Source organism: uncultured Polaribacter sp. (assembly GCF_947501385.1).
In the GTDB taxonomy this organism is placed as follows: domain Bacteria; phylum Bacteroidota; class Bacteroidia; order Flavobacteriales; family Flavobacteriaceae; genus Polaribacter.
The window spans coordinates 1-22,992 of the sequence record NZ_CANMVP010000009.1 but is presented as its reverse complement, the minus strand read 5'-3'; the positions used below and the strand labels follow the sequence as shown (position 1 = coordinate 22,992).

General features: G+C 31.4%; 13 protein-coding genes. 6 read left to right on the top strand and 7 right to left on the bottom strand.

Translation table 11 applies throughout. From position 1 onward, the window contains the following. Positions 1-62 precede the first annotated feature (62 nt). The 4 genes from Q0998_RS07415 to Q0998_RS07400 all read right to left on the bottom strand — a co-directional run bounded on the left by Q0998_RS07415 (position 63) and on the right by Q0998_RS07400 (position 10,575). Positions 63-3,146, bottom strand: coding sequence for a glycoside hydrolase family 2 TIM barrel-domain containing protein (locus Q0998_RS07415; RefSeq protein ID WP_299668307.1), 3,084 nt, complete (start codon positions 3,144-3,146; stop codon positions 63-65). A 61-nt stretch (positions 3,147-3,207) separates the two neighbouring features. After that, positions 3,208-6,360 carry a glycoside hydrolase family 2 TIM barrel-domain containing protein gene (locus Q0998_RS07410; protein WP_299668304.1) on the bottom strand — a complete coding sequence of 1,051 codons (3,153 nt, stop codon included), beginning with the start codon at positions 6,358-6,360 and terminating at the stop codon, positions 3,208-3,210. A 31-nt stretch (positions 6,361-6,391) separates the two neighbouring features. Further along, the gene (locus Q0998_RS07405) at positions 6,392-8,926 is read right to left on the bottom strand and encodes a fibronectin type III domain-containing protein (protein ID WP_299668301.1); all 2,535 of its coding nucleotides are present in this window, start codon (positions 8,924-8,926) and stop codon (positions 6,392-6,394) included. Between the two features lie 176 nt (positions 8,927-9,102). Next, entirely contained in the window at positions 9,103-10,575 is a 1,473-nt protein-coding gene (locus tag Q0998_RS07400; protein ID WP_299668299.1) for an arylsulfatase, read from the bottom strand. Between the two features lie 448 nt (positions 10,576-11,023). On the opposite strand from Q0998_RS07400, the gene Q0998_RS07395 reads away from it, so the two are divergent. The 6 genes from Q0998_RS07395 to Q0998_RS07370 all read left to right on the top strand — a co-directional run bounded on the left by Q0998_RS07395 (position 11,024) and on the right by Q0998_RS07370 (position 19,646). Beyond that, positions 11,024-15,085, top strand: coding sequence for a two-component regulator propeller domain-containing protein (locus Q0998_RS07395; RefSeq protein ID WP_299668297.1), 4,062 nt, complete (start codon positions 11,024-11,026; stop codon positions 15,083-15,085). A 271-nt stretch (positions 15,086-15,356) separates the two neighbouring features. Then, positions 15,357-15,836 carry a hypothetical protein gene (locus tag Q0998_RS07390; RefSeq protein WP_299668295.1) on the top strand — a complete coding sequence of 160 codons (480 nt, stop codon included), beginning with the start codon at positions 15,357-15,359 and terminating at the stop codon, positions 15,834-15,836. A 102-nt stretch (positions 15,837-15,938) separates the two neighbouring features. Then, entirely contained in the window at positions 15,939-16,868 is a 930-nt protein-coding gene (locus Q0998_RS07385) for a hypothetical protein (protein WP_299668292.1), read from the top strand. 240 nt (positions 16,869-17,108) lie between these two features. Beyond that, complete coding sequence (locus Q0998_RS07380) at positions 17,109-17,864, top strand: SDR family NAD(P)-dependent oxidoreductase (RefSeq protein WP_299668289.1); 756 nt, start codon at positions 17,109-17,111, stop codon at positions 17,862-17,864. Positions 17,865-17,866: 2 nt separating this feature from the next. Further along, a complete protein-coding gene (locus tag Q0998_RS07375) occupies positions 17,867-18,502 on the top strand; it encodes a hypothetical protein (RefSeq protein ID WP_299668286.1) in 636 nt (211 codons plus the stop codon). Position 18,503: 1 nt separating this feature from the next. Beyond that, positions 18,504-19,646: an ATP-binding protein gene (locus Q0998_RS07370; protein ID WP_299668283.1), complete on the top strand. Its 1,143-nt coding sequence runs from the start codon at positions 18,504-18,506 to the stop codon at positions 19,644-19,646. 44 nt (positions 19,647-19,690) lie between these two features. Here Q0998_RS07370 and Q0998_RS07365 read toward each other — a convergent pair whose 3' ends face one another. The 3 genes from Q0998_RS07365 to Q0998_RS07355 form a co-directional block, all read right to left on the bottom strand. Next, positions 19,691-19,996, bottom strand: coding sequence for an RDD family protein (locus Q0998_RS07365; protein WP_299668281.1), 306 nt, complete (start codon positions 19,994-19,996; stop codon positions 19,691-19,693). Positions 19,997-20,266: 270 nt separating this feature from the next. Next, positions 20,267-21,457 carry a DUF1501 domain-containing protein gene (locus tag Q0998_RS07360; RefSeq protein ID WP_299668278.1) on the bottom strand — a complete coding sequence of 397 codons (1,191 nt, stop codon included), beginning with the start codon at positions 21,455-21,457 and terminating at the stop codon, positions 20,267-20,269. Positions 21,458-21,466: 9 nt separating this feature from the next. Next, positions 21,467-22,843: a DUF1800 domain-containing protein gene (locus Q0998_RS07355; RefSeq protein ID WP_299668276.1), complete on the bottom strand. Its 1,377-nt coding sequence runs from the start codon at positions 22,841-22,843 to the stop codon at positions 21,467-21,469. Positions 22,844-22,992: the final 149 nt, after the last annotated feature.

Here is a 22,992-nt window from a genome sequence, read left to right as displayed (position 1 = left end):
AAAAAATATTAAACCCTTACGAATTGATGTTGTTTTTCAAGTATTGAATTGAAATTTACACCTCATTGTATTACTATTTCATCCACAAGAAGCCCCTTATTTTCCAAAGTTTCTATTTTGATGATATTTGCACCTCTTTCTATTTTAATTGGTACTGTTATTGTTTTCCAAGAAGTAGTATTTGGAATAAACAATTTATCATTTACTACTTTATCGTTTACCATAACTTTCAGATAGGTATTATTACTTTTTGAAATATATCTGATTGATAAATCTACCATTCCTGCACCACCATCATTTTCTTGATACCAAGTTATGGAAGATTGTTTTTTATTCAAACTTACATAACCCGTTCCATTGTATTTTTTTTCTATTGATACAACTTGTGCGTTTTTTATGGTAGCATCTTCTGCTTGTTCTCCAATTTTACTACTAGAACCATCATTTTCATTCCATGTAAACCCTTCGTTTTTTCCGAATTTTTCTTTTAAAGCCTGAATCGGTTTACCATTAACAACTACTAATGCTTTTACGGTAGTTTCTAAATCGATTTTAAAAGGCACGGTATATCTAATCGAATTTTTGGTGGGATGATCTCCATTTGTGGTGTAGAAAATTTCTATTTTAGGCTGAATTTTGCTTCCTCTCAAAGTAATAATATCAGTGTCTATGCTTACTTTATTAGAAGTAATCAGTTTCTTCTCTCCTAAAATACAACTGGCTAAAAGATTAATATCATCAGAATTCTCTGTAGCTTCTATATACGCCCTCGTTAACCCGTAAAAGGCTTTTCTATGATTGGGTCCAACGTGCGGCTCCACATCGACTGGGCTTCCATTATCTAATGCTTTGATTTTTCCTGCTCCAATAATATTAAAATAGGTTCTATTTTCGCCATAAGGATAAAATTCTCCTTTGGCATCTGTTGTGGTTACTCGAACTTGTACAATATCATTTGATTTGTTGTTTAGTGGTTTTCCATCTATAGAGAGTTTAATTTTTGAAGGCGCATCAGCTGTTTTGATCATCTCTTCTGCAACTATATTGTTGTTTTTATAACCTACAGCTCTTAAAGTCCCTGGTTGCCATTGTACCAGCCATTGACATTGCATTTTATCCCATTCTTTTGCTGGTTTTATTTTTCCGAGTGATTTTTCATTCAAAAATAATTCCACCTCATCACAATTAGAATAGACCCAAACTGGAATTTCTGTTCCCAGAGTAACTTTTGGATGCGTCCAATGTGGTAACATATGCACCATTGGTTTTGATGTCCATTGACTTTGATATAGATAATACAGATCTTTTTCGAAGTTAGCTAAATCTATGGCACCGCCCATAAATGCTTTGAATGGCCAACCACCATGCACATAATTGGCTTCACCAATATAATCATACCCTGTCCAACGAAAAGAGCCTGCATAGGCTGGAATATCACGAAGTTGCGCAATGTTTAAACGGGAAGAAACACGTACCGTAGCATTGTCATAACTAGAATTAAATATCTGCTTTTTGTTTTTTCTATCTTCATTTTTTGTCCAATCATGCGTAAAAACTTCCTTGTTTGTCAAATCTGGAATTTTGTATGGTCTTTGGTTTTTATTTGGAAACCCATCTCTATACCAGGTTTGGGATCTATAATACCCTCTTACTTGCCAAGTATGCGTATTTTCTGTGCCGATAAAAACTTTTCCTTTTCGATGTTTTTCTAAGTTTTCTAAAAACCCTTTCTTTTCACTACTGCCATTTACGCCTAAAACATTCATATGTTTGGAGCCAGAGTGTCCAGAGGTTACTGGTCTTGTAGGGTCTAAAAGATTACAAACTTCTACCAGTTCTTTTGCTACGCCACCCCCTGTTTCGTTACCTACACTGTAAATGACAATCGAAGGGTGATTTCGATCTCGTTTGATCCAATCGGTAAGGTCTTGTTTCCACCATTTATCAAAATGATGCGCTCCGTAATCGTTTTTTGCTTTTCTTTTCCAACCATCAAAAATTTCATCCATCACTAACATCCCCAGTTCATCACAGAGTTCATAAAAAATAGGCGTTTGCGGATTATGTGCTGTTCTTATCGCATTTACGCCCATGTCTTTTAATTGCTGAATTCTAAAACGAAGAATTTTATCTGGCACAGCAGCTCCTAAAGCACCTGCATCTTGATGATTACAAGCACCTTGTAGTTTTACATTTTCACCATTCAACCACATGCCTGTTTCAGGTTTCCATTCGATATCCCGAACACCGAATTTGGTCTCTACAATATCCGCGATCTTATCACCGACTACTACTTCACTCTTCAAGGTATATAGATAGGGGGTTTCTACGGACCATTTTTCTGGATTTTGAATGGTCAATTCCGTATTGTTTTTTGAAGTATTGCTGATAGTGAACTCGTTTTTTTTAGAAACAACCGTATGTCCATTTTGATCTGCGATAGAAGTAATCAAAAACCCTTTTTTATGTTGATCATATTCACTCGAAATAGTCGTTTCTACAAAAACTTTACTGCCTTTCGTTTTAATAAAAATACCATCTCTAGAAATATGTGTTTTGTTTTTGATATCAATCCAAGTGTGTGCATACATTCCGCTTCCGGTATACCACCGAGCAGCGGGTTGTTTTTCATTATCCACACGAACAGCAAAGGTTATTTCCTTTGAATTTTCAACAATTTCACTGATATCATAGGCGAAAGAAATCCATCCATAAGGCCTTGTGCCTAATTTTATTCCGTTTGCCCAAACCGTACTGTTCATAAAAACCCCATCGAAAGCAATTGCTACGTGTTTTCCTTTCCAAGCTTTTGGAACCTCTATTGTTTTTCGATACCAACCAAAACCTGCGGGCAAATACCCTGCTGTTCCTGCCATTGGATTTTCTTTATGGTATTCGCCTTCAATACTCCAGTCATGCGGTACATTCAACTTTCGCCAAGAAGCATCGTCAAACTTTACGTTTTGTGCACCTGTAACATCTTGTTGAATAAATTTCCAATTTTTATCGAAATTTAATCTCGCTCTCGTATCTATACCTATTTCTTTAACTTTTTTAGTTGCGCATCCTGAAATCAAACCAAAGACAATAAGAAAGAGGATACTCTGTATTTTACTAGTTTTATAGTTGCTAAAGTATGTAGTCATCTTATTTTAAAAATTTAAATAGTATATTATTCCAATAGGTATAGATTAGTTAAGTGTTTTTTTATTTTATAGGTTGAATCTTATAGCTATAACTCAAATCTTGTGCTTTGATTCGGTATTTTTCGAGTGGCATTTTCCCCCAGCTATTGTCTCCGCCAACACCCATTTGTCTATAATCTATGTTGATGTTTACCAAGTCTCTTTTTTTGATGTCCGTGGTATGGCGTTGTGCTTTTTGATCACCAGCATCAAAATCTTTGTTGTATTGATGATGTGCATTAAAAGAAATGAAATCTTTGGCAGTTACTTTAATTCCTTTTCCTGCTTCATTTGTAAAGGAGATCCAACGTGTATCTGTCTTATACCCATTTTCCTGCGGACGAATGTATGGGAAATACAATTCCTCTACAGAAGCTTCGTATACACCAACCAATGCTGATGTATTTCTATCTTGATAGTTTTCATGCGGCCCTCTGCCAAACCATTTTACGCTGTTAAATTCATTTTTAAGGATAAAGTTATTTCCGAATCTTGGTAATACTGGTAATACTGGTAATACTGTATTGATGCCAGAAATACTTGTGGTCACTAAAATTTCTCCTTTAGAAGAAATGGTATATGCAATGTTCAAGTTCCCTTTTACAGCATTTAAGTGATATTTTGCAGTTACCACTACATTGCCATCTGTATCTTTTTTATGATTCAAAGAAGTGAATTCTTGATTTTCTGAAGCTTCTTTCCAAACTTTCATTTTTTTAGGTTTTTTAAATCCGTAATCATTATCGGTATTTGGTCGCCAGAAATTTGCTTTTATTCCTTCTAAAATAAGATTTCCATTGCCGTAATCTAATAGATTTAATTTTCCTGTTTTTTTGCTAAAAGCTATTTTAAAGTCTTTTCCAGTTATGTCTAAAATATCTGTATGGTCTGTCAATAAAATCTCTTCTTTGGAAGTATTTAGTTTAAAACGCTGCGTCCCTTTTGAAATTTCTAATTGTTCATACGCTACAACATGTTCTTTTGGTACTAAATCTGTAGCTGTTTTTGTTTTTGCATAGATGTTCAGATGAAATTGTGCCGTTGCATCTTCTAGCCTTGGAAAATCGATTTTTATATTTTTAGTCTCGTACGGTTCAATATTTAGAATAGGGATTACTCCATTTGCGATTTCTTCTCCGTTTTTAAGAATTTTCCATGAAAAATCGAACGTATTTAGGTTTGTAAAATCATATATATTCTTAATTTGAATTTCTCCTTTTTGGACATTTACATCTTTAAATTTTATATATTGATATACTTTTTTTACTTCGTATAAACCAGGATGTGCTGTTCTGTCTGGATTTACAATTCCGTTTAAGCAGAAATTTTTATCATTATGTAAATCATTTCCTCCTAAATCTCCGCCATACGCCCAAAATGCTTCGCCATCTTCATCTTTTGTTAAAATTCCTTGGTCTACCCAATCCCAGATAAAACCGCCTTGCATCACATCATATTTTTCTATCACATCCCAATAATCTTGAAGGTTTCCAGTACTATTTCCCATAGCATGTGCATATTCACATTGAATTAATGGGCGTGTTGGATTGTTTTCTGCATATTTTATCATGCGGTCAATCTGCCAATACATGGGAGCTTGTATGTCTGTGTTCGAATAGTTGGTGGCGCCTTCATATTGTGTAGGTCTTGTAGTATCTTGCTCTTTTAACCATTTGTAAGTTGCAAGAAAATTCTCTCCATTTCCTGCTTCATTTCCTAAAGACCAGGTTACAATAGATGGGTAATTTTTATCGCGTTCATACATTCTAATAGTTCTGTCTAAATGCATGGCTTTCCATTGTGGCAAATATGCAGGATGTATTGCTTGTGCTTTTTTATTTTTATCTAAACCTTGGTTGGTAGTGCCCATTCCGTGGGTTTCTATATTTACTTCATCCACTACATAAAAACCGTATTTGTCACATAATCTATAAAAATGCGGATTTTTTGGATAATGACTGCAACGAATTGCGTTTAGGTTATTTTGCTTCATCACTTTCAAATCAAGCATGGTCAATGCTTCAGAAATTACATGACCTTCTGTTTCGCTATGGTCGTGCAAATTTGCTCCTTTTAGCAACACTGGTTTTCCGTTCACCAAAAACTGATTGTTTTTGATAGCAATGTTTCTAAAACCAACTTTTATGGCTGATGATTCCCCATTAACAGTTAATAAAAGTGTATATAAATTTGGCGTTTCTGCATTCCAGGTTTTTACATTTGGAATGTTTTTTTCGAAGCTTACTTCTGTTCTTCCAGAATTTAGATTTACAGTTTTGCTTGCTGAATACACTTCTTTTTCTCCATCTAATAACTGAACTACAACTTCTTTGTCTGTATTTGAATTGCTGTTATTATCAATTTTTAAAGTAACGTTAAATATGCCGTCTTTGTAGTTGTTTTCTAAATCAGAAGTTACTTTGAAATCTCGAAGTGAAATTTTGTCTGTTGCATACACATACACATCTCTTTCGATGCCGCTTAATCTCCAGAAATCCTGATCTTCCATATAACTGGCATCAGACCAACGCAATACTTGAACTGCAATACTGTTTTTTCCTTTTTTTGCAAAATCTGTAATTTTATATGCTGCTGCGGTTTTACTTCCCTCATTATAACCCAACATTTTTCCATTTAACCAAACGTACATCGCTCCGCTTACACCTTCAAAATGAAGATATATATCCTTACCATCCCAATTTTCTGGAATAGTAAATTCTCTTTTATAGCTGCCATTATTGTTAATATGATGAGGAATAAAAGGTGGATTTGGTGGAAACATATACGTCCTATTCGTATATATTGGAATTCCGTGCCCTTTTAACTCCCAATTGGATGGAACAGAAATGGTGTCCCAATTTGTAACATCGAAATCAGATTTATAAAAATCGGTAGGTCTTGCTTGTACGCTATCTGCATAATAAAACTTCCAAGTTCCGCTTAAAGACGTATATAACGATGAGTTTTTCCAATCTAAATTTTCTAACGCACCTTTTGGATTTGTATATTTATAAAAAGTAGCAGTTGGTTCTTCTCTGTTGATTTGAAAAACCGCTGGGTTCTCCCATTCTGGATTTTCCCATTTTTCTGCTACATATATCGGTTTTTTGTCAGCGGTATCACAAGCGTTAAAAAGAACAAGTGTAACAATAAGGATAAGGAAGTTGTTTTTCATTTTTATAATGTTGATTAGTATAATCTTTAATTTATTTGTTGTTTATTTTTTGATTTACAATAGCGCTTTCTATTTGTTTTCCATTTTTTGATAAAAATGCTTTAATGGCGTAATTTGATTTTTCTTTTAATTTTTCTAAAGGAATTAATACTTGAAAGGATTTGTTTCTATCTTTATCATATTCGCCAAGAATTTTAATATCTTCTACATTTAAATAAGAAACATTGTTGATGATAATCCCGAAAACATCTTTTGGTTTGATTTTTACTTGATTCAATGCTACTTTTACTACATAACCCTCTTTTTGTTTTTCTACGGATTGAATTCTGATTTTATTTCTTTTTTCCAAAGAAAAGGCAGTAGCAATATTTGGATGAAAATTACTTTCTCCTGCTTCTGTTTTTGCTTTTACGGTGTAATAATATTGAGTATTTGCATTAATCGATTTGTCCATATAAATAGTGTCCGTTACACAACTTGCTATTTTAGAAAATTCGTGCAATTTTGTTCCTCTATATACATTATAACAAGTATTTTTTAAAACTTTATCTTGTGGAATCCATTTTACTTCAATTGTTTTAGAATTCTTTTTTATGGCAGATACATTTCTAGGACTCAAAGGCACTCTTGATGTCACAAAAATATTTTCTTTTTCGGAAGCAATTCCTTTGCTTAATCCATTATAGGCAGTTACTGTAAATTCATATGTTCTGCTTTCTTTTAAATTTTTAATGGTATAGCCAAAAACGTTATCAGTATCTATGCTGATGTTTTTATTATTTTCATCAAGATAATTTATTAAATAACTTGTTGCATTTGGTACACTTTGCCAAAAAAGCGTAACGGTATTGTCTCGTCTAGAAACTTTAAATATTTTCGGTTGTTGAGGTAATTGATAACTAACAGTAACACATTTTGATGGATCACTTGTTTGCATTTCATTTTGTGCAACTAGCTTAAAAAAATACTTTTTGTTTTTTGAAAGATTTTTAATGGAACAACTATTGGTGTTATTTACAATTGCTGATGCTGCTAAATTTAAAGAATCTGTACCATACATTATTTTATAGGAAGTTGCATTTTGAATTTCGCCCCATTTTAAAGAAACACCATCTTTTTCTATATTTGCTTTGTATATGGTAGGTTGCTCTAACTTATACATATCGTTTTTCCATTTACTTACTGAAACACTAAACGGCTCTATTGTAAGTATTCCTTTTTTGAATGTGGTGTTTTGTATTTCTGTATCTTTCACTTTAAGAGAATTGCCAGAAATAAACGTGGTTTGCATATCTTCTTTTAACGATTTTCCGTTTACGTTTATCTTAAATTTTTTTGTTTGATCACTTCTGTTGGTAACAACCAAATAGTTATATCCGTTATTACCTTTATAGGTTTGAGCAAACATGCCATTTTCTTTTTTGTTTTTTAAACCATCCACTTTTACGATATCAGAAATTTCTGTTTTGTATAAAAATTCGGAATTATTTGTTGCTTCATGATATATTGTATATGCTTTTCCTTCTAAATCTCTTTGGATGCCTGTCAATAAAGTATCTGTATTTACGGTTACATTATTTTTATAGGCATTTTCAATGATTTCCTTTTTGTTGTTAAGTGGATAATATTTGCTACTTACTTCATGTGCTCCAACATATTGTGTGTTTGTGTGTTCTAACTGACGCATTACATATTCTATATTGTAAATACTCGAATAAATTCCATTTAAAGGTCTGTTCCAAACTCCAAATTCTGTAATAATCATGGGAACCTCTTTCCACGTATAAGCTTCAATTTGTTCCATTGCATTTTTGGAAGTTGCTTCTAATAATTTTGTATTTGCGCGCTTATAAGCTTGAGTTAAAGTTTCTTTTTTTCCAGTATGAGGTGCATAAGAATGTTTTGAAAACACATTCCAGTATGCACCGTTTTCTTTTTGAAATTTATGAATTTCTTTCATAAAAGTCCAAACACCATCCCAAGTATAATTGAGTGTTAATTTAGCTTCCGGAAAAATTTGCTGAATCGCTGCTGCATACGGTTGCATTTTAGCAGCGTAATCATAGCCATCATTCCACCAATATCGATTTCTATTTGGAATATAAAAATACGGTTCGTTACAAAATTGCCACACTTCTACTTTTATGTTATTGTTTTTGCAAAATCGAGCCAATTCTAAAATCATTTCTGGTGATTCTGAAAATGCATTTACGGTCACAATCAATTTTCCATTGACTGTTCTTAAAAGTTGGTATAAATCTATAATTCTGTGCGGTGCTTTTACTTCTATAAAACGACGTCCTTTCAAATATTGTTTTGGGTGATCAAACATTGCAATGTAATCTAAATTATATTGCCCAGTTGCGCTGCTAAAAGCATCGCCCATGGTTCCAGAAAAATACCTTAACCAACCAGGTTTTAATTCTTTTACAACTTTAATGAAATCTGGATGTGTGTAACTCCATTCTTTATCTGCTATTCTTACATTAAAACCACTAGCTCTTTTTTTAATGGGATGTCCTTGCTTTGTGTTTATGTTTATAACTTCTATTTTTTGAGCGCACATAGCACTAATTTGTAAAAGACACATTACAGTAGGAAAATAAAAATGTTTTAAAAAATTAAGCACCATAAAAAATTTAATTTACTATGCTTTTTAGAATCGATATAAGAGATACTAGAAAGCAAATACTAATTTTGATAGATTACTTTTAATCAATAAAAACACTACCTTATTCAAGTTTAAAAAGAAACCTGATTGAATGTAAATATTTCTGAGGGCGTTCTTGCATTTAGGAATATCAGTTTCATTTCATCAACTATTTCAGGATGCATTGCAGCAATATTAGTTGTTTCACCAATGTCTTTTGAAAGATCATACAATTCCATAGGCGCATTTGGCTTTTCCAATACGTTGTATTTTACGGCTTTCCATTTGCCTTTTCTGATGGCTTGTCTTCCTCCTTTTTCATGAAACTCCCAATATAAATAATCATGTTGAATTTGTTTTTCTGATTGATCAAGAAGTGTTGGCAGAAAAGAAATCCCGTCAAGTCCTGCTGGAACAGCTATCTCTGCAATTTCTGAAAAAGTTGGAAATACATCCCAAAAAGCAGATACTAAATCTGTTTTGGTTCCTGGTGTAATTTTTTGTGGCCATTTTATGATCATTGGCACTCTAATTCCGCCTTCGTATAAATCTCTCTTTGTACCTCTTAAATCTCCATTGCTATTAAAATATTTTGGATCTGCACCACCTTCTGTATGAGGCCCGTTATCAGAAGTAAAAACGAGAATCGTATTATCTTCTACTCCTAATTCTTTTAATTTAGCCATAATTTCACCTACTTGATTGTCCATTACTTCAATCATCGCAACAAATGCTGCATGAGACTCTTTTTGAGATTCATAGTACCCTAGCCTATAATTAGGTCCTTTTTCTATGCCTTTATATATTTTTTCGGGTAAAAACTTACCGCTATATTTATTTAGTATAGAATCTGGAGCAGCTAATTCTGCATGGGGAATAATGGTAGGAACATACATAAAAAATGTAGTATCTTTGTTTTTTTCCAAAAAAGCTAATGCTTTTTCCTGAATTAAATTGGGGGCATATACTTCTTTTTTAAACCCTGCATTTCCTTTTAAAACAATAGAATCGTTATTGGACCACAAATGATATGGGTAATAATGATGTCCTAAACGTTGGCAGTTATATCCAAAAAAAACATCAAAGCCTTGGTTTATAGGGTCTCCTTCAGAGCCTGGATAGCCTAAGCCCCATTTACCAAAAGCACCAGTAACATAACCTGCTTTTTTTAATGCTTCTGCCAAGGTGAAGGTTTCATCTGGAATAGGATGTTGTCCTTCTGGTTTAACTTCTTTATTTCCTCTGATAGGGGTATGACCAGTATGCATACCTGTTAATAAAGAAGATCTTGATGGGGCACATACCGTATTACCAGCATAATGCTGTGTAAATAGTAAACCTTGAGATGCAAGTTTATCTATATTTGGTGTTTTAAATTTTTTTTGACCATAACTGCTTAAATCGCCATATCCCAAATCATCGGCTAAAATGTATATAATATTAGGTTTTCTATTGTCTTTTTGGATAATTTGCGAAAACTTCTCTTCCTTTGTGCTTTTAGAACTACAAGATCCCAGTAAGGATGCGAAGGTTACAATAAGTAAAATGTTAAGGCTTTTCTTCATTATAGATACATTTTGCGATCCTAAACGGATAGATAAAATTCATGATTTTATAGGTACTTCAAAAATATTATTAAAGAAAAAAAGAAACGTATAACAAATACCCTACGAATGTTGCATTTTTAAAAACCCCTTTTATGAATGGTAGTATCTGCATAAATTTTAAGAGTACTTTTTAGTTTGTATCTTTTATTTTTATCCAGAAATTACCCAAAAAATAACTTTCTAAATAAGCGATGTATTTAAAAAATATATAAAAATATGTTGCAAAATTATCTATTTTGCAACATATTAACCCCTTGAAAGCAACAAAACGAACCTTTTTTTGTAATATCTTTATAGAGTAGAATAAGATGCTATTAGAAAAGTACTTTTGATAAGTAGCTTCCATAAAATTTCAACTGTGATTTTTAAAGATAACATTCGAACACTTAAAAAAATAATTCTTGTTTTGAGTTTTTTTTACAGTGTATATAATTTTTCTCAAGTAGGTGAAACTTATTTTGATGATTTGATGATTCAGGGAGCTCCTTTTCATAAAAGAGTAAATGTGTTGTTTGAAGACAGTATTGGATACTTGTGGATTGGAAGCAACGATGGGCTTTATAGATACGACGGTTACAATTTGGTTTCTTATCAACAAGATGTATTTGACCCATTTTCAATCCCTAATAACAGTATCAATTCTATTGTAGAAGATGCTCATAAAAACCTATGGATTGGAAGTGAGAGTTATTTAATTCATTTTAACCGAAAGACAAATAGATTTAAGGGATTTAATAAAAATACCACTACCGAAGTGCTGCAAAAAGTTTCTAATGGAAACGTTTTTGCCAATTTAAACGGCATAGGATTGGTGGTAATTCATCCAAATAATAAATCGTTACCTTCTAATAAGAAGTTTAAAGAAATAGTTTTTAAGAGACAGGCAACCTCTTTTGTGGAAGACGATTTTAACAGATATTGGGTAAGCACTACAAACGGATTGTATCTCTTAAAAGATAATAATTCTTACCACCATACTAATTTTCGTAAGAACATTAGAGCTTTTAAAAAATTTGGGAATAACAGATTTATTGCACTTACAGCCAACAGCCTTTTTATTTTAAAATATAATAAAACAGACGCTACACTAGAGGTGTTAGAGTCCTATCCAAACTTTTCCAATAACTTTCAAAAAGGCACTAGACTAACTTCATTGGTAATAAGTCCAAATAGTGAAGACCTATGGATCGCCTCTACAAATGGATTGATAAAAGCCCATCGACATAACAACAGTTTTCAATTCAATCAATTTTCTAAAGAATCTGACACAGGAAATTTAAAAAACAATTTTATTACCTCAATTACCTACGACACCTATGGCAATCTTTGGATTGGTTCTTTAAAAGGAATTAATAAGTATCGTGTAAGGACTTCCATTTTCGAGTATAGCCAAATTAACGCAGTAAATGATATAGATGATGATGTAGCGAATAGCTTGCTATTTTATTCTCCTAATGCTCTATTAGTAGGAATGAATAGCGGTCTTTATAAATACAATCCCCAGAAAAATACAGCTGTTAAAATAGATTTGGGAATGGGGAGTATTGGATGCATTACCCAAAACTATGAAAAAAACAAATTTTTAGTAGCGAGGGGTAATACACTCTATATATCTCACAATCCTAATAAAAAGTTTACTTTTAAAAAGGTAAAAACTTTTAAAAAGCTAATCACAGATATTGCCATTATTAATAAAAATGAAATTTGGGTAGCTCTTTGGGATGGTGGGGTAGATATTATAAATAAAGAGAACCCATTATCACAATTTAAGAAAGAAGTAATTGCTAAATTTGCTAAAAATCATACTTCGGTTTTTCTGTTAACTCAAAAACATCATTTATGGGTTGGCACAAGAGGAGAAGGTCTTTTTAAAGTCGATCTCAATAAGGAAACGATAGAAACTTATTTGCCATCTAAAGAAAATGGGTTGACTTCTAATGCCATTTTAAGTTTGCATGAAGATAAAAATAATAACATCTGGATAGGCACGCGAAGTGGAGGATTGAATCAATACCTGGAAGCCTCTAATAGTTTTAAAAGTTTTAATAGTCAAAATGGTCTTTTGTCCAATACCATTTCCTCTATAAAAGAAGATCAAAAAGGCACTATTTGGATGGGTACACAAGACGGATTGGTTCGTTTTGATTTAGAAAACGAAAAATTTATTCCTTTTAAAATTGAAGACGGAGTTAAAGAAAGTCAGTTTGCTTTTAATTCAAGTGCCTCAAATACAGATAAAAATAAACTTTACTTTGGATGCGCAGGTGGATTTTACACAGTGCACAGTAATAATTTTTCTCAAAAAAGAATCCTCCCTTCTACAGTCATTACAAGTTTTGCAACACTTGGTGCCACAAAAGATGAGCATAAAGATTTAGAATTAAAGACGGTAGACCTTGCAAACAATACCAAAACACAGCCCATTATTTTACCCTATCATAAGAACAGTATTGTAGTAAAGTTTTCTTCATTAGATTTAACCGCTCCTAATAAAAACGAATATGCTTACATGTTAGAAGGCTTGAATGATTATTGGATTTACACAAATGCTTCTAACAGAAATGCTAATTATAATGATCTTTCCTATGGAGCTTACAAATTCAAAGTAAAAAGTACCAATAGTGATGGTATCTGGAATGAAACACCTACAGAATTGTTTTTTAAAATTCAACCCCCTGTCTGGAAATCGACCTGGGCAGTACTGGCGTATGTGGTCATGGGCATACTGCTATTGTATGGTACTATTCTTTTAATGAATAGATGGTTTAAATTAAAAAATAATCTGGTAAAAGAAACCATCAGCAGAGAAAAAGACAACGAACTTAATCAAATGAAAATGACTTTTTTTACAGACATTTCTCATGAATTACGCACCCCATTGTCTTTAATTCTTGGCACCATTGAACGAGTAGTGAAAGAGAAAAAATTTACGTTAAGCCCACTTACTTCACAACGCATTTATAATAATACGTTAAGAATGCACCGACTTATCAATCAAATCATGGACATTCGGAAATTTGATCAGGGAAAATTCAAATTAAACATCTCTAAAAATGATATTATAAAAGATATTAGTATCATTAAAAATGCTTTTGACGACTTTGCCAAAATTTATGAAATTACCTATCACTTTACATCAGAACATCCCCTAATAAAAGGTTGGTATGATGTAGATATTTTAGAAAAAATCTTGTTTAATCTACTATCTAACGCTTTTAAATATACCCAAAAAAAAGGAGAAATCAGTATTTTTGCGACACTTGTAACAAATGAAGAATCAGCACTAGCTACGCTAGGGTTGGAAAAAGGAAAATATATAAAATGTATTGTTAAAGACAATGGAGTGGGGATTCCTAAAAAAGATTTAAAATATATTTTTGACAGGTATTATCAGGCAACTAAACCCTATAGCAATCAAATTCCTGGAACTGGTATAGGAATGGAACTAGTGCAAAAATTAATAGAAAGACATTATGGAGTTATTTTTGTTGAAAGCGAAGAAAAAAAATTTACAAAGTTTACTTTTTACCTTCCTATCAGTAAAAATAGATTTGACAAAAAGGAAATTATAAAAACAAGTACACCTTTATTAAAAAACTTTATAAAAAACTCTGAATTTCAGGTTATTGATGAAGTATCTTCAGAATTTGATGAAAAACTTAATACCAAAAACAACTCTAAACTTAAAATATTAATTGTAGATGACAATTCTGAGCTCAGAGCAATGATAAAAGAAGAATTAATAAGCGAATATAATATATTGGAAGCATCTACAGGAAAAGAAGGATATGATATGGTTATGAAGGAAAAACCAAATCTTATTATTAGTGATATTATGATGCCTATTGAAGACGGAATTTCAATGCTAAAAAGAGTAAAAAATACTTCTGAAATTAAAAATATTCCTATTTTTATGCTAACGGCAAGAAATTCAACAGATACCAAAATAGAATGTTTGGCTTTAGGAGCTGATGATTATATAGAAAAACCATTTAGCTTAGATTATGTGAAATGGAAAGTAAAGAACATGTTGGTTTCTCGAACACAACTTAAAAAAGAATATAGCAAGATAATTACTGCAGCACCCTCTGAAATTGATATTGAATCTAATGATGAGAAATTTATAAAAAAACTAATTGGTATTGTTGAAGATTCTATGGAAGATCATTTATTTAGTGTAGAATATTTGGCATCAGAGGTGGGTATGAGCAGAGCTAATTTGTACCGAAAAATTAAAGTGATTTTAAACGAAACACCTGTTAATTTCATTAAAAAAATTAGACTTAAACGAGCGGAACAACTTCTTAAAAAGAATAGCCTGTATATCTCTGAAGTTGCCTACATGACAGGTTTCAATAATCAAAAATACTTTAGCAAATGCTTTCATAAAGAATATGGTATAAGTCCTACGGAGTATATCAAACAAAATAAAGATCCTTCTAAAGAAAAAGAAATGAAGTATTACTAATGTAAGGAATCTCTATTTTGAAATTTATATAGTTCAGACCAAAGTATTTTTTATATTAGAAAACAGATGTCTATGAAAGGTACAGATGGTATTGGTATACATAAATTTCTATAACGGGATTGTAGCGTTATTTTTTAATTCATTTCCAATTTTCAAAAAGAGAGTAAACATTTGTTGTGAAAAGAAATAAAATCTACTCATTTGAGTAGATTTTATTTTATCTTGGCATACCATTTGAACACATGAAAAGAAATAGTAGAAAATGAAAGTCATGAAAATATTATCAATCTTAACCATTTTAATTGGTTTTTCTCAATGTGGTAGTAATAAGTTTGTTAAGAACCCACCTTTTAAAGTAGCAAAAGCATTTTACAACAATTGGGTTGGCGGGCAACCCGGAGTTAGTGGAACTAAATTAGAGTTGCATTTAACAAATGCATCAGAAATTAATTTCGATTCACTTTATTTCCAGAATAAAAAAACCAAAGTTGAGTTGACAGACTTAAGTGACAAATTGCAGGTAATTGGTCATTTTTCAACTTCAAAAAGAGCAGATAGAGATTTGATTTTAGATATAGATCCTAAAAAGGAATTCAACAATACGCCTCCAATGATAGAGAAATTTCCTTTTGAATTGAAAGAGAATGAAGCAATTCTTAGTTATAAAAAAGGAGAAAAAACAAGGTATTTTAAAATTGAAAATATAAAAGCAGTACAACCAGCCTTTTTTCCTTCAGCAAAAAAAAAGTAGCTAATTAACTTATAATCAATATACAAACCGCTAATTATTTAGCGGTTTTATTTTTGGCACGTAATTTGAATATTCATAACCGTAACCATAAAACGAAAGCTTATGAAAACTTTAAAATTACTTTTCACAATTATTGTTACAGGAGCCTTAGTAAGCTCATGTACCACCGTTTTTGAAGATAATTTTGTTGATGAGATTTCTTTAGAGCAAGTAGTATCAGACTATGATTTGTGGTACGTAGATTATCATAGAACAATTGGCAATGGAGACGTTCCTTTTGTATCTAAAGCATTTACACTATCATTTTTAAATGGAGTACTGTATGCAAATAATAACATTGCAGATATTGGTTTTACAGGAAATGGTTTAGGAATAGATGTTGGAACCTACGATACTTTTACGGGTCTTTTAGAAACAAGACATGATTTAGATGGTAGAAACGATTTTGAAGTTACAGTAACTTCAAATAATGAAATAAGATTGTACAATTACAGACAAAATGTTACTTATTTTCTAATAGGCTATCAAATAAATGAATTCGATTACGACCAATTATTTTATGAAAATATAGAATATTTTTTACAAGAATATGAAGCTTGGGAAAAATCGAGCACAACTGGTGGCGTTCCGAATGCATTTGATGATGAGAACTATTTACAATTCACACCAGAAAATAACACAACATTCCGTAGCTCTCAAGACGACTTTGGCACGCAAATTGCAAATATAAATTGGAGTTACGTTGGTGGATATGAAGTGTATGATGTAACGGGGTATCAAGACCTAAAGATTTTAACACTTAATTATGATGGTGGAGATATAGAAGAGTTTGAATTAAGCGTTATAAATGATGGAAAAATTAGTCTTTACAATGTAAATTCAGAAACCACGTACAACTTTGAAGGAAGAGAATTTATACCTTATTTAAAAGGAGAAAAAACTCAAAAAAGTGCAAAGTCTCTTGTAAGGAATTCAGATAGAAAACGTACTAAAATAGTAAGAAAAACAAAGATTAGAAGAAATTTAAAATAAAGTTTGGTTAGTTGATTTTTGGTTGGTTATTTCTTAATAACCAATTGAAAGAGAAACCGTCCTGAGGAGGACGGTTTTTTCTTTGTTAATAATTGCTGAAAAATTGAGATTTAAAGAATTGTTTCTCTAACCACAATTATTTACTTTTATCAAAGAACGGTTATTCCTGTAAAAACAGGAATCTTGTTATTAAAATAACCTATAAAAAATAGATTTCTGTTTTAAATAGAATAAATCAATATGAAGCCAACAGCATTTATTACAGGTGCAACTTCTGGAATTGGGAAAGCCACTGCAGAAATTTTTGCAAAAAATAACATTCGTTTAATTCTCTGCGGAAGAAGAGCAGATAGATTAGACAAGCTTCAAGAATTGTTAAGTAATTTTACAGAAGTAACCACATTACAATTTGATGTTTCAAAAAGAAACGAAGTTGAAACAGCTATAAAATCGCTCCCAAAAGACTTCCAAAAAATAGATATTCTTATTAATAATGCTGGAAACGCACATGGTTTGTCATCTATTCAAAACGGAGATATTGATGATTGGGATGCCATGCTAGATATTAATGTGAAAGGACTGTTGTACGTTTCGAAAGCCATCTTTCCACAGATGATAAAAAGAAAAAGTGGTTTTATTGTAAATATTGGCTCAATTGCGGGTAAAGAAGTATATGCTAATGGAAACGTATATTGTGCCTCAAAGCATGCTGTAAATGCGTTAAATAAGTCAATGCGAATAGATTTAAACAAGCACAATATTCGGGTTGCAGCAATTCATCCAGGAGCAGTAGAAACCGAATTCTCTGAAGTGCGTTTTAAAGGAGATACCGAAAAAGCAAAAGCGGTTTATGCGGGTTACAAAGCTTTGCAAGCAGCAGACATTGCAGATATTATTCACTTTGTAGTTACAAGACCTTACCATGTCAACATCGAAGATTTGGTGGTATACCCAACGGCGCAAGCAAGTGCTACAATTTTGAATAGAAATTTATAGAAATGGATGTCAAGAATTTGCAGAAAGATTGGTTAGAATTAGGACAAAAATATTGTCAGGATCTATTATTTTTAAATGCTACTTGGAAGAAAATAGAAAAACGTTATGGAGAAAGAAATAGGCATTATCATACCTTAGCTCACATCGAATGTATGCTAACGCTTGCCAAAGAAAATAAAACAGCCATAAATGATTTCGATGAAGTGCTATTTTCAATTTGGTTTCATGATATTATTTATAAATCGAGGTCTAAAAAGAACGAAGAAAAAAGTGTAAAATTTGCTGAAAAAGTTTTAAAAAAATTCAACCTTAAAGAATTGAAGCAAGAAAAAGTATCTCAATTAATTTTATCAACAAAAGCACATAAAATTATAGCTGACAAAGATATTGACAACTCATTTTTACTAGATTTTGACTTGGCTATTTTAGCACAAAATTGGGGTATTTATGAAGATTATACTCAAAAGATAAGAAAGGAATATAAAATGTTTCCAAATTTTATGTACATACCGAGTAGGAAGAAAGTTTTGGAAAGTTTTTTAAACAGAGAAAAACTATATTTTACAGAAAAATATCAAAATCTGTTTGAAGAGAAAGCGCGAAAGAATCTACAAAAAGAATTAAGCATACTTCGTTAGCATGATCAACAAAAGACTTTTAATCAAAAATTTACTTTCTCATAATGATGAGAATAGTTTTTATGATAAAAAGCAAAAACTATCTTTTAGTTCTAGAGATGGAAAAGCGAAGTTTTTAAAACACATTTGTGCGCTTTCAAATTCAAACCCGTTAAACAATTCTTACATTGTAATTGGAGTAGAAGACGAAGAAAATAAGATATTTGGGGTCGATTTTTTTGATGATAGTAAAATTCAGAATTTAGTAAATGCGTATTTAAACAACCCACCAAAAATTGAATATGAAAATGTTCCTTTTCCGCGTTTACCACGCTATAAAGTGGTGGGTTTGGTCTCTATTTATCCAAATAATAAAATAACATCGCTTGCTAAAAATGCTTGGAAATATAAGAGAAATACTATTTTCTACAGAATAGGAAGTAATTCGATGCCTTTTTTAGGTGAAAATTTTGAACTAAGAAATACCAATTCAGAAATTGTAAAATCTATTGAAAAGAATGCTAGAAACAATATAGAATTAACGCTAGATGGCGTGTTTGATTTTATAAATAAGCACAAACCGGCACACAACCCACAATACAAAGTTTTTAATGAGCAATTTGTGTTGTGTTGGGCAGGAGAACAAAAAATGATTAATAATGAAGAGTTTTTTTCTAGAGTAGATATAGAACTGATAAACGAGCGAGTTCAATTGTTTTTCTCTGCTTTAGATGATGTTCAAATTACATATAATACCAACTCTTTTATTATTACAGAATTTATTTATTTAGGATTAGAAAAACAAGAAAAATATTATCCTTTAGAGAAAACAATCATTCATTTTAAAGAAAACGGAAAACACGATATTGTAAAAGAGTTTCTATTTCAGCCACCAACTTTTGATGATGAAATTATGATGAATATTTACAACAGTTGCAATTCAATTATTAAAAAAATTGAAGAAAATAGCCCACTTTCTGCAACTGAACATGAAGAGGTTTTGCGTTTGCCCACCAATTATTTAATTTGTTATCTACATGGTTTTGTAAAGGTTTCAGAAAAACTTAAAAAAGCAAAGAATTATATTCGAAATTTAGAAGATAAAACTACGTATATCAATTATAAAGAAGCGCTGCGTATCATTCGAAAAGTGAAGTATCATTAGAAGGGTTTGTTTAACTTTATTGTATAGGAAAAGTTGCACATTTTTTATTCAGCTGTATTTTTTTCAACAACTAAAGTTTTTGTTATTTTGTCGTATAGATTCTGGTTTTTTTTATCCCATAATATCCAAATACTCGGAATTATTAAAATTCCAAGAACATGTTTTAAACCTTCTCTAATTGCTCCTTTTTCAGGTTTTTTATAATCTTCTCCATTTTCTGATGAAATGACTTTTAAATTAAAAATTCGATGTCCTAAATTTCCAATAAATATTGGATAAAATATTGCTCCAATAACTAAGCCTGCAGCCAAAGAATAAACGATGTCTAAAAATTTAAAGTCGCTATTCAAATAATTATCCCAAAATTCGGAAAACAGACATTCCCAATATTAGATAGATAACTAAAATTACAAGTCCAAAAATTATTCCCTCTGTTAAAGCAGCAAAAAATCTTTTTCCTTTTGAGGCTAATTTGTATCCATGTGTTTGATTATCGTTTATTTTGTTTCTTATGAGTTTTTCGTCAATGTGCTTCAACTATAATGACACCGAACATTCCAGTATTTTATAGCAGAAGTTAAACGAAATCAACTATTTTTCTTAAAAGTCAAGTACATAACTTAAACAAACTTCAATTTAGAAAACTGCTTATTCAAAATAGCTTTGTCATTAACTTGCAGCCATTTGTCTAAAATGGTTGCGTAGACTTCTCTAAAATCTACTTTATATTTTATATTTCCATTGGCATCTAAATCGGCTAAATTTGGTAAGTCGTTATACAAACCTTGTTTTTTTAAGTGTTTACCAATTACAAAAACATTATTGGCTGCACCATGATCTGTTCCTTGAGATTCGTTTTGTTTTACACGTCTTCCAAATTCAGAAAAAGTAAGAATTAGTACGTCATTAAAAGTGTTGTTTTTCTCTAAATCTTCTACAAACACTTTTATACTTTCCGCATAAGATTTTAACAATCTTGCTTGTGTATTGGGTTGATTTGCGTGTGTGTCAAAACCTGATAAACCGGCATAAAAAACTTGTGTATCTAAACCCGAATTTATAAATTGAGAAATGGTTTTTAATTGTTTTCCAAATACATTTTTAGGATAATTATTAGACGCAGATTTTGTCTTCGTTTTTTCAAAAATATACGTTGCAGAAGATTTTGCATCTATCATTGTATTGTACAAATATCCCAAGTTGTGCTCATTCAAATGCGCATCAGACTGAGATTTTAAAATATTTTTATAAAATGGTTCTCTTAAAGAATTGTACAATGTTTTGGCATCTGTAACGGCCAATCCGTTTTGCGTTTTTCCTTTTAATAATAAAGATAAACTCTCATCTACTTCAATGGCTTTTGTTGGTTTTCCGTTGGTAATATCTAAATATCTGCCCACCCAACCATTTTGTAAATATTCATTGCTGTCACTAGCCGTTTGCCAAATGTCTGTAGATCTAAAATGTGATAAATTAGGGTTTGGATACCCAACATTATTAATAATACTCACAAAACCTTTGTCATATAAATGTTGTAAAGGCTGTAAGCTTTTGTGCAAGCCAACTTGATCAGAAATTTTAAGAAGATCATTTTTATGTAAAGCAATATTTTTTCTTTGCTGATGGTAAATGTCATTGCCAAATGGTACCACAGTATTTAAACCATCATTACCCCCTTTTAACTGAATGATGACTACTTTTTTATGATTAAAAGCACTAGTAGGAATTTGCTCAAAAGCTTTTAAAAACTGCGGAACAAAAAACATTCCTGAAGCAAAAGTTGTCTGTTTTAAAAAATCTCTACGTTTCATAAGCTCAATTTAACAAAGTTGATATTCAGGGATTGATAGTAACTGAATACAAAAATCTTTCTTCGGTATGTGTCGATTTTTTAGTAGTAGATTCTTGGTTTCAGGATTTATTTTTGAGGTTAAAACAAAAGAAATCAATTCTTTATTTGACAGTTTAGCGTAGTTTTTTTCAAAAGAATTCCAGTCTGTTTTTGTTTTAATAAATGCTTTTCGTTTTAATTTTTTAGATTTCAAATCTGTAAGCATGGTTTCTTCATCTCCAGTATCAGCATATGTAATTGCTGCATTATTTAATAAAATAGAAGGCAATCGTAAACGTCTTACTAGGGTATTGCTATCAATCCAATACCTACCTGTTTTCCAACCAGCAACATTGGGTGGTCTCATTAATTCTTGTCCTAACAATCGTTGTATTAATAATACCTGTTTTGGTCTCTCAAAACTATAAGGTACTAATGTATTTATTCCTGCTAAAAATTCTATGGGTGATTTTATTTTTGTACCCATATTTTTTGCCTCATAAAACCAATCTGAAAGCAACACAAAACGCATCAGTTTTTCTATATTATAATCCTTATAGAAAACCATTGTCATTTCTTCGATATGATTTTGATGAATGTTTTCATTTACAAAATAACGGTAGATTTTTGTAGAAATATACCTAGCACATTGTTTTTGTTGAAGAATAATATCAATAATGTCATCACCAGTAAAATTGCCAGTTTTCCCGAAGAATGTTTTTTCACCTTCATCGTGCTGTTTTTTTCTTAGGATAAATTGTCCCCGAAAATTATGATTATACCCTGTAAAAGCTCTTGCAGATTCTTTAATATCTGTTTCTGTATAATTCCCTTGACCTAAAGTGAAAAGTTCCATCAATTCCCGAGCAAAATTCTCATTCGGACTTTTCTTTTTATTTTGTTTGTTGTTCAAATACCCCAACATTGCAGCTTCTTTAGAAACTTTTTTGGTAAAATCTGCAAAATTACCAAAAGCATTTGCTCTTAACATATTGTTGTAGTTTTGAGAAAAGAGGATGTTGTTTCTTCGCTCGCAAACAAAATGATTTGTCCAAAAAAGCGTCATTTTTTCTCTAAAAACTTCTGTAGGATTCATAATCCTTTCCACCCAAGCCACAGAAAAATCTTGTACCTTTTGTCTGTTTTTTTTTTGAAGCTCTTGTCGCTTTTCCCTGTCTTTTAAATCGCCAGGTTGTATGTCTTTTAGAAAAGAAAGATCTACCTTTAAAGGAGTTGTCGTTGAAGAAGAACTGAAGAGTGCATCTACAATTTCCCGTTTGCTATTTTTAGACAAGCGTTCTAAATCTTTTGGAGAAATTCCAAAACCAACTCTATTGTATAAATGTTGTATGTGTGCTGATTTCATGGTGTTTAGACTTCAGAATTCTAAGATAGTTTAATTTAAGCACACTTTTTTGTTAAAAAAAATACAAATAATTAAATTGAGTTAGTCATTTAATTTCCGTATATTTAAGTCAATAAAACTAGGATAATGGAACAATTTGAAGGACAAGA

What these genes read in the sequence shown, in the direction of transcription:
- Q0998_RS07375 (WP_299668286.1), top strand. Translation starts at nt 17,867, where the DNA reads ATGGATGTCAAGAATTTGCAGAAAGATTGGTTAGAATTAGGACAAAAA.
- Q0998_RS07360 (WP_299668278.1), bottom strand. Translation starts at nt 21,457, where the DNA reads ATGAAACGTAGAGATTTTTTAAAACAGACAACTTTTGCTTCAGGAATG.
- Q0998_RS07410 (WP_299668304.1), bottom strand. Translation starts at nt 6,360, where the DNA reads ATGAAAAACAACTTCCTTATCCTTATTGTTACACTTGTTCTTTTTAAC.
- Q0998_RS07370 (WP_299668283.1), top strand. Translation starts at nt 18,504, where the DNA reads ATGATCAACAAAAGACTTTTAATCAAAAATTTACTTTCTCATAATGAT.
- Q0998_RS07400 (WP_299668299.1), bottom strand. Translation starts at nt 10,575, where the DNA reads ATGAAGAAAAGCCTTAACATTTTACTTATTGTAACCTTCGCATCCTTA.
- Q0998_RS07355 (WP_299668276.1), bottom strand. Translation starts at nt 22,843, where the DNA reads ATGAAATCAGCACACATACAACATTTATACAATAGAGTTGGTTTTGGA.
- Q0998_RS07415 (WP_299668307.1), bottom strand. Translation starts at nt 3,146, where the DNA reads ATGACTACATACTTTAGCAACTATAAAACTAGTAAAATACAGAGTATC.
- Q0998_RS07380 (WP_299668289.1), top strand. Translation starts at nt 17,109, where the DNA reads ATGAAGCCAACAGCATTTATTACAGGTGCAACTTCTGGAATTGGGAAA.
- Q0998_RS07405 (WP_299668301.1), bottom strand. Translation starts at nt 8,926, where the DNA reads ATGTGCGCTCAAAAAATAGAAGTTATAAACATAAACACAAAGCAAGGA.
- Q0998_RS07390 (WP_299668295.1), top strand. Translation starts at nt 15,357, where the DNA reads ATGAAAATATTATCAATCTTAACCATTTTAATTGGTTTTTCTCAATGT.
- Q0998_RS07385 (WP_299668292.1), top strand. Translation starts at nt 15,939, where the DNA reads ATGAAAACTTTAAAATTACTTTTCACAATTATTGTTACAGGAGCCTTA.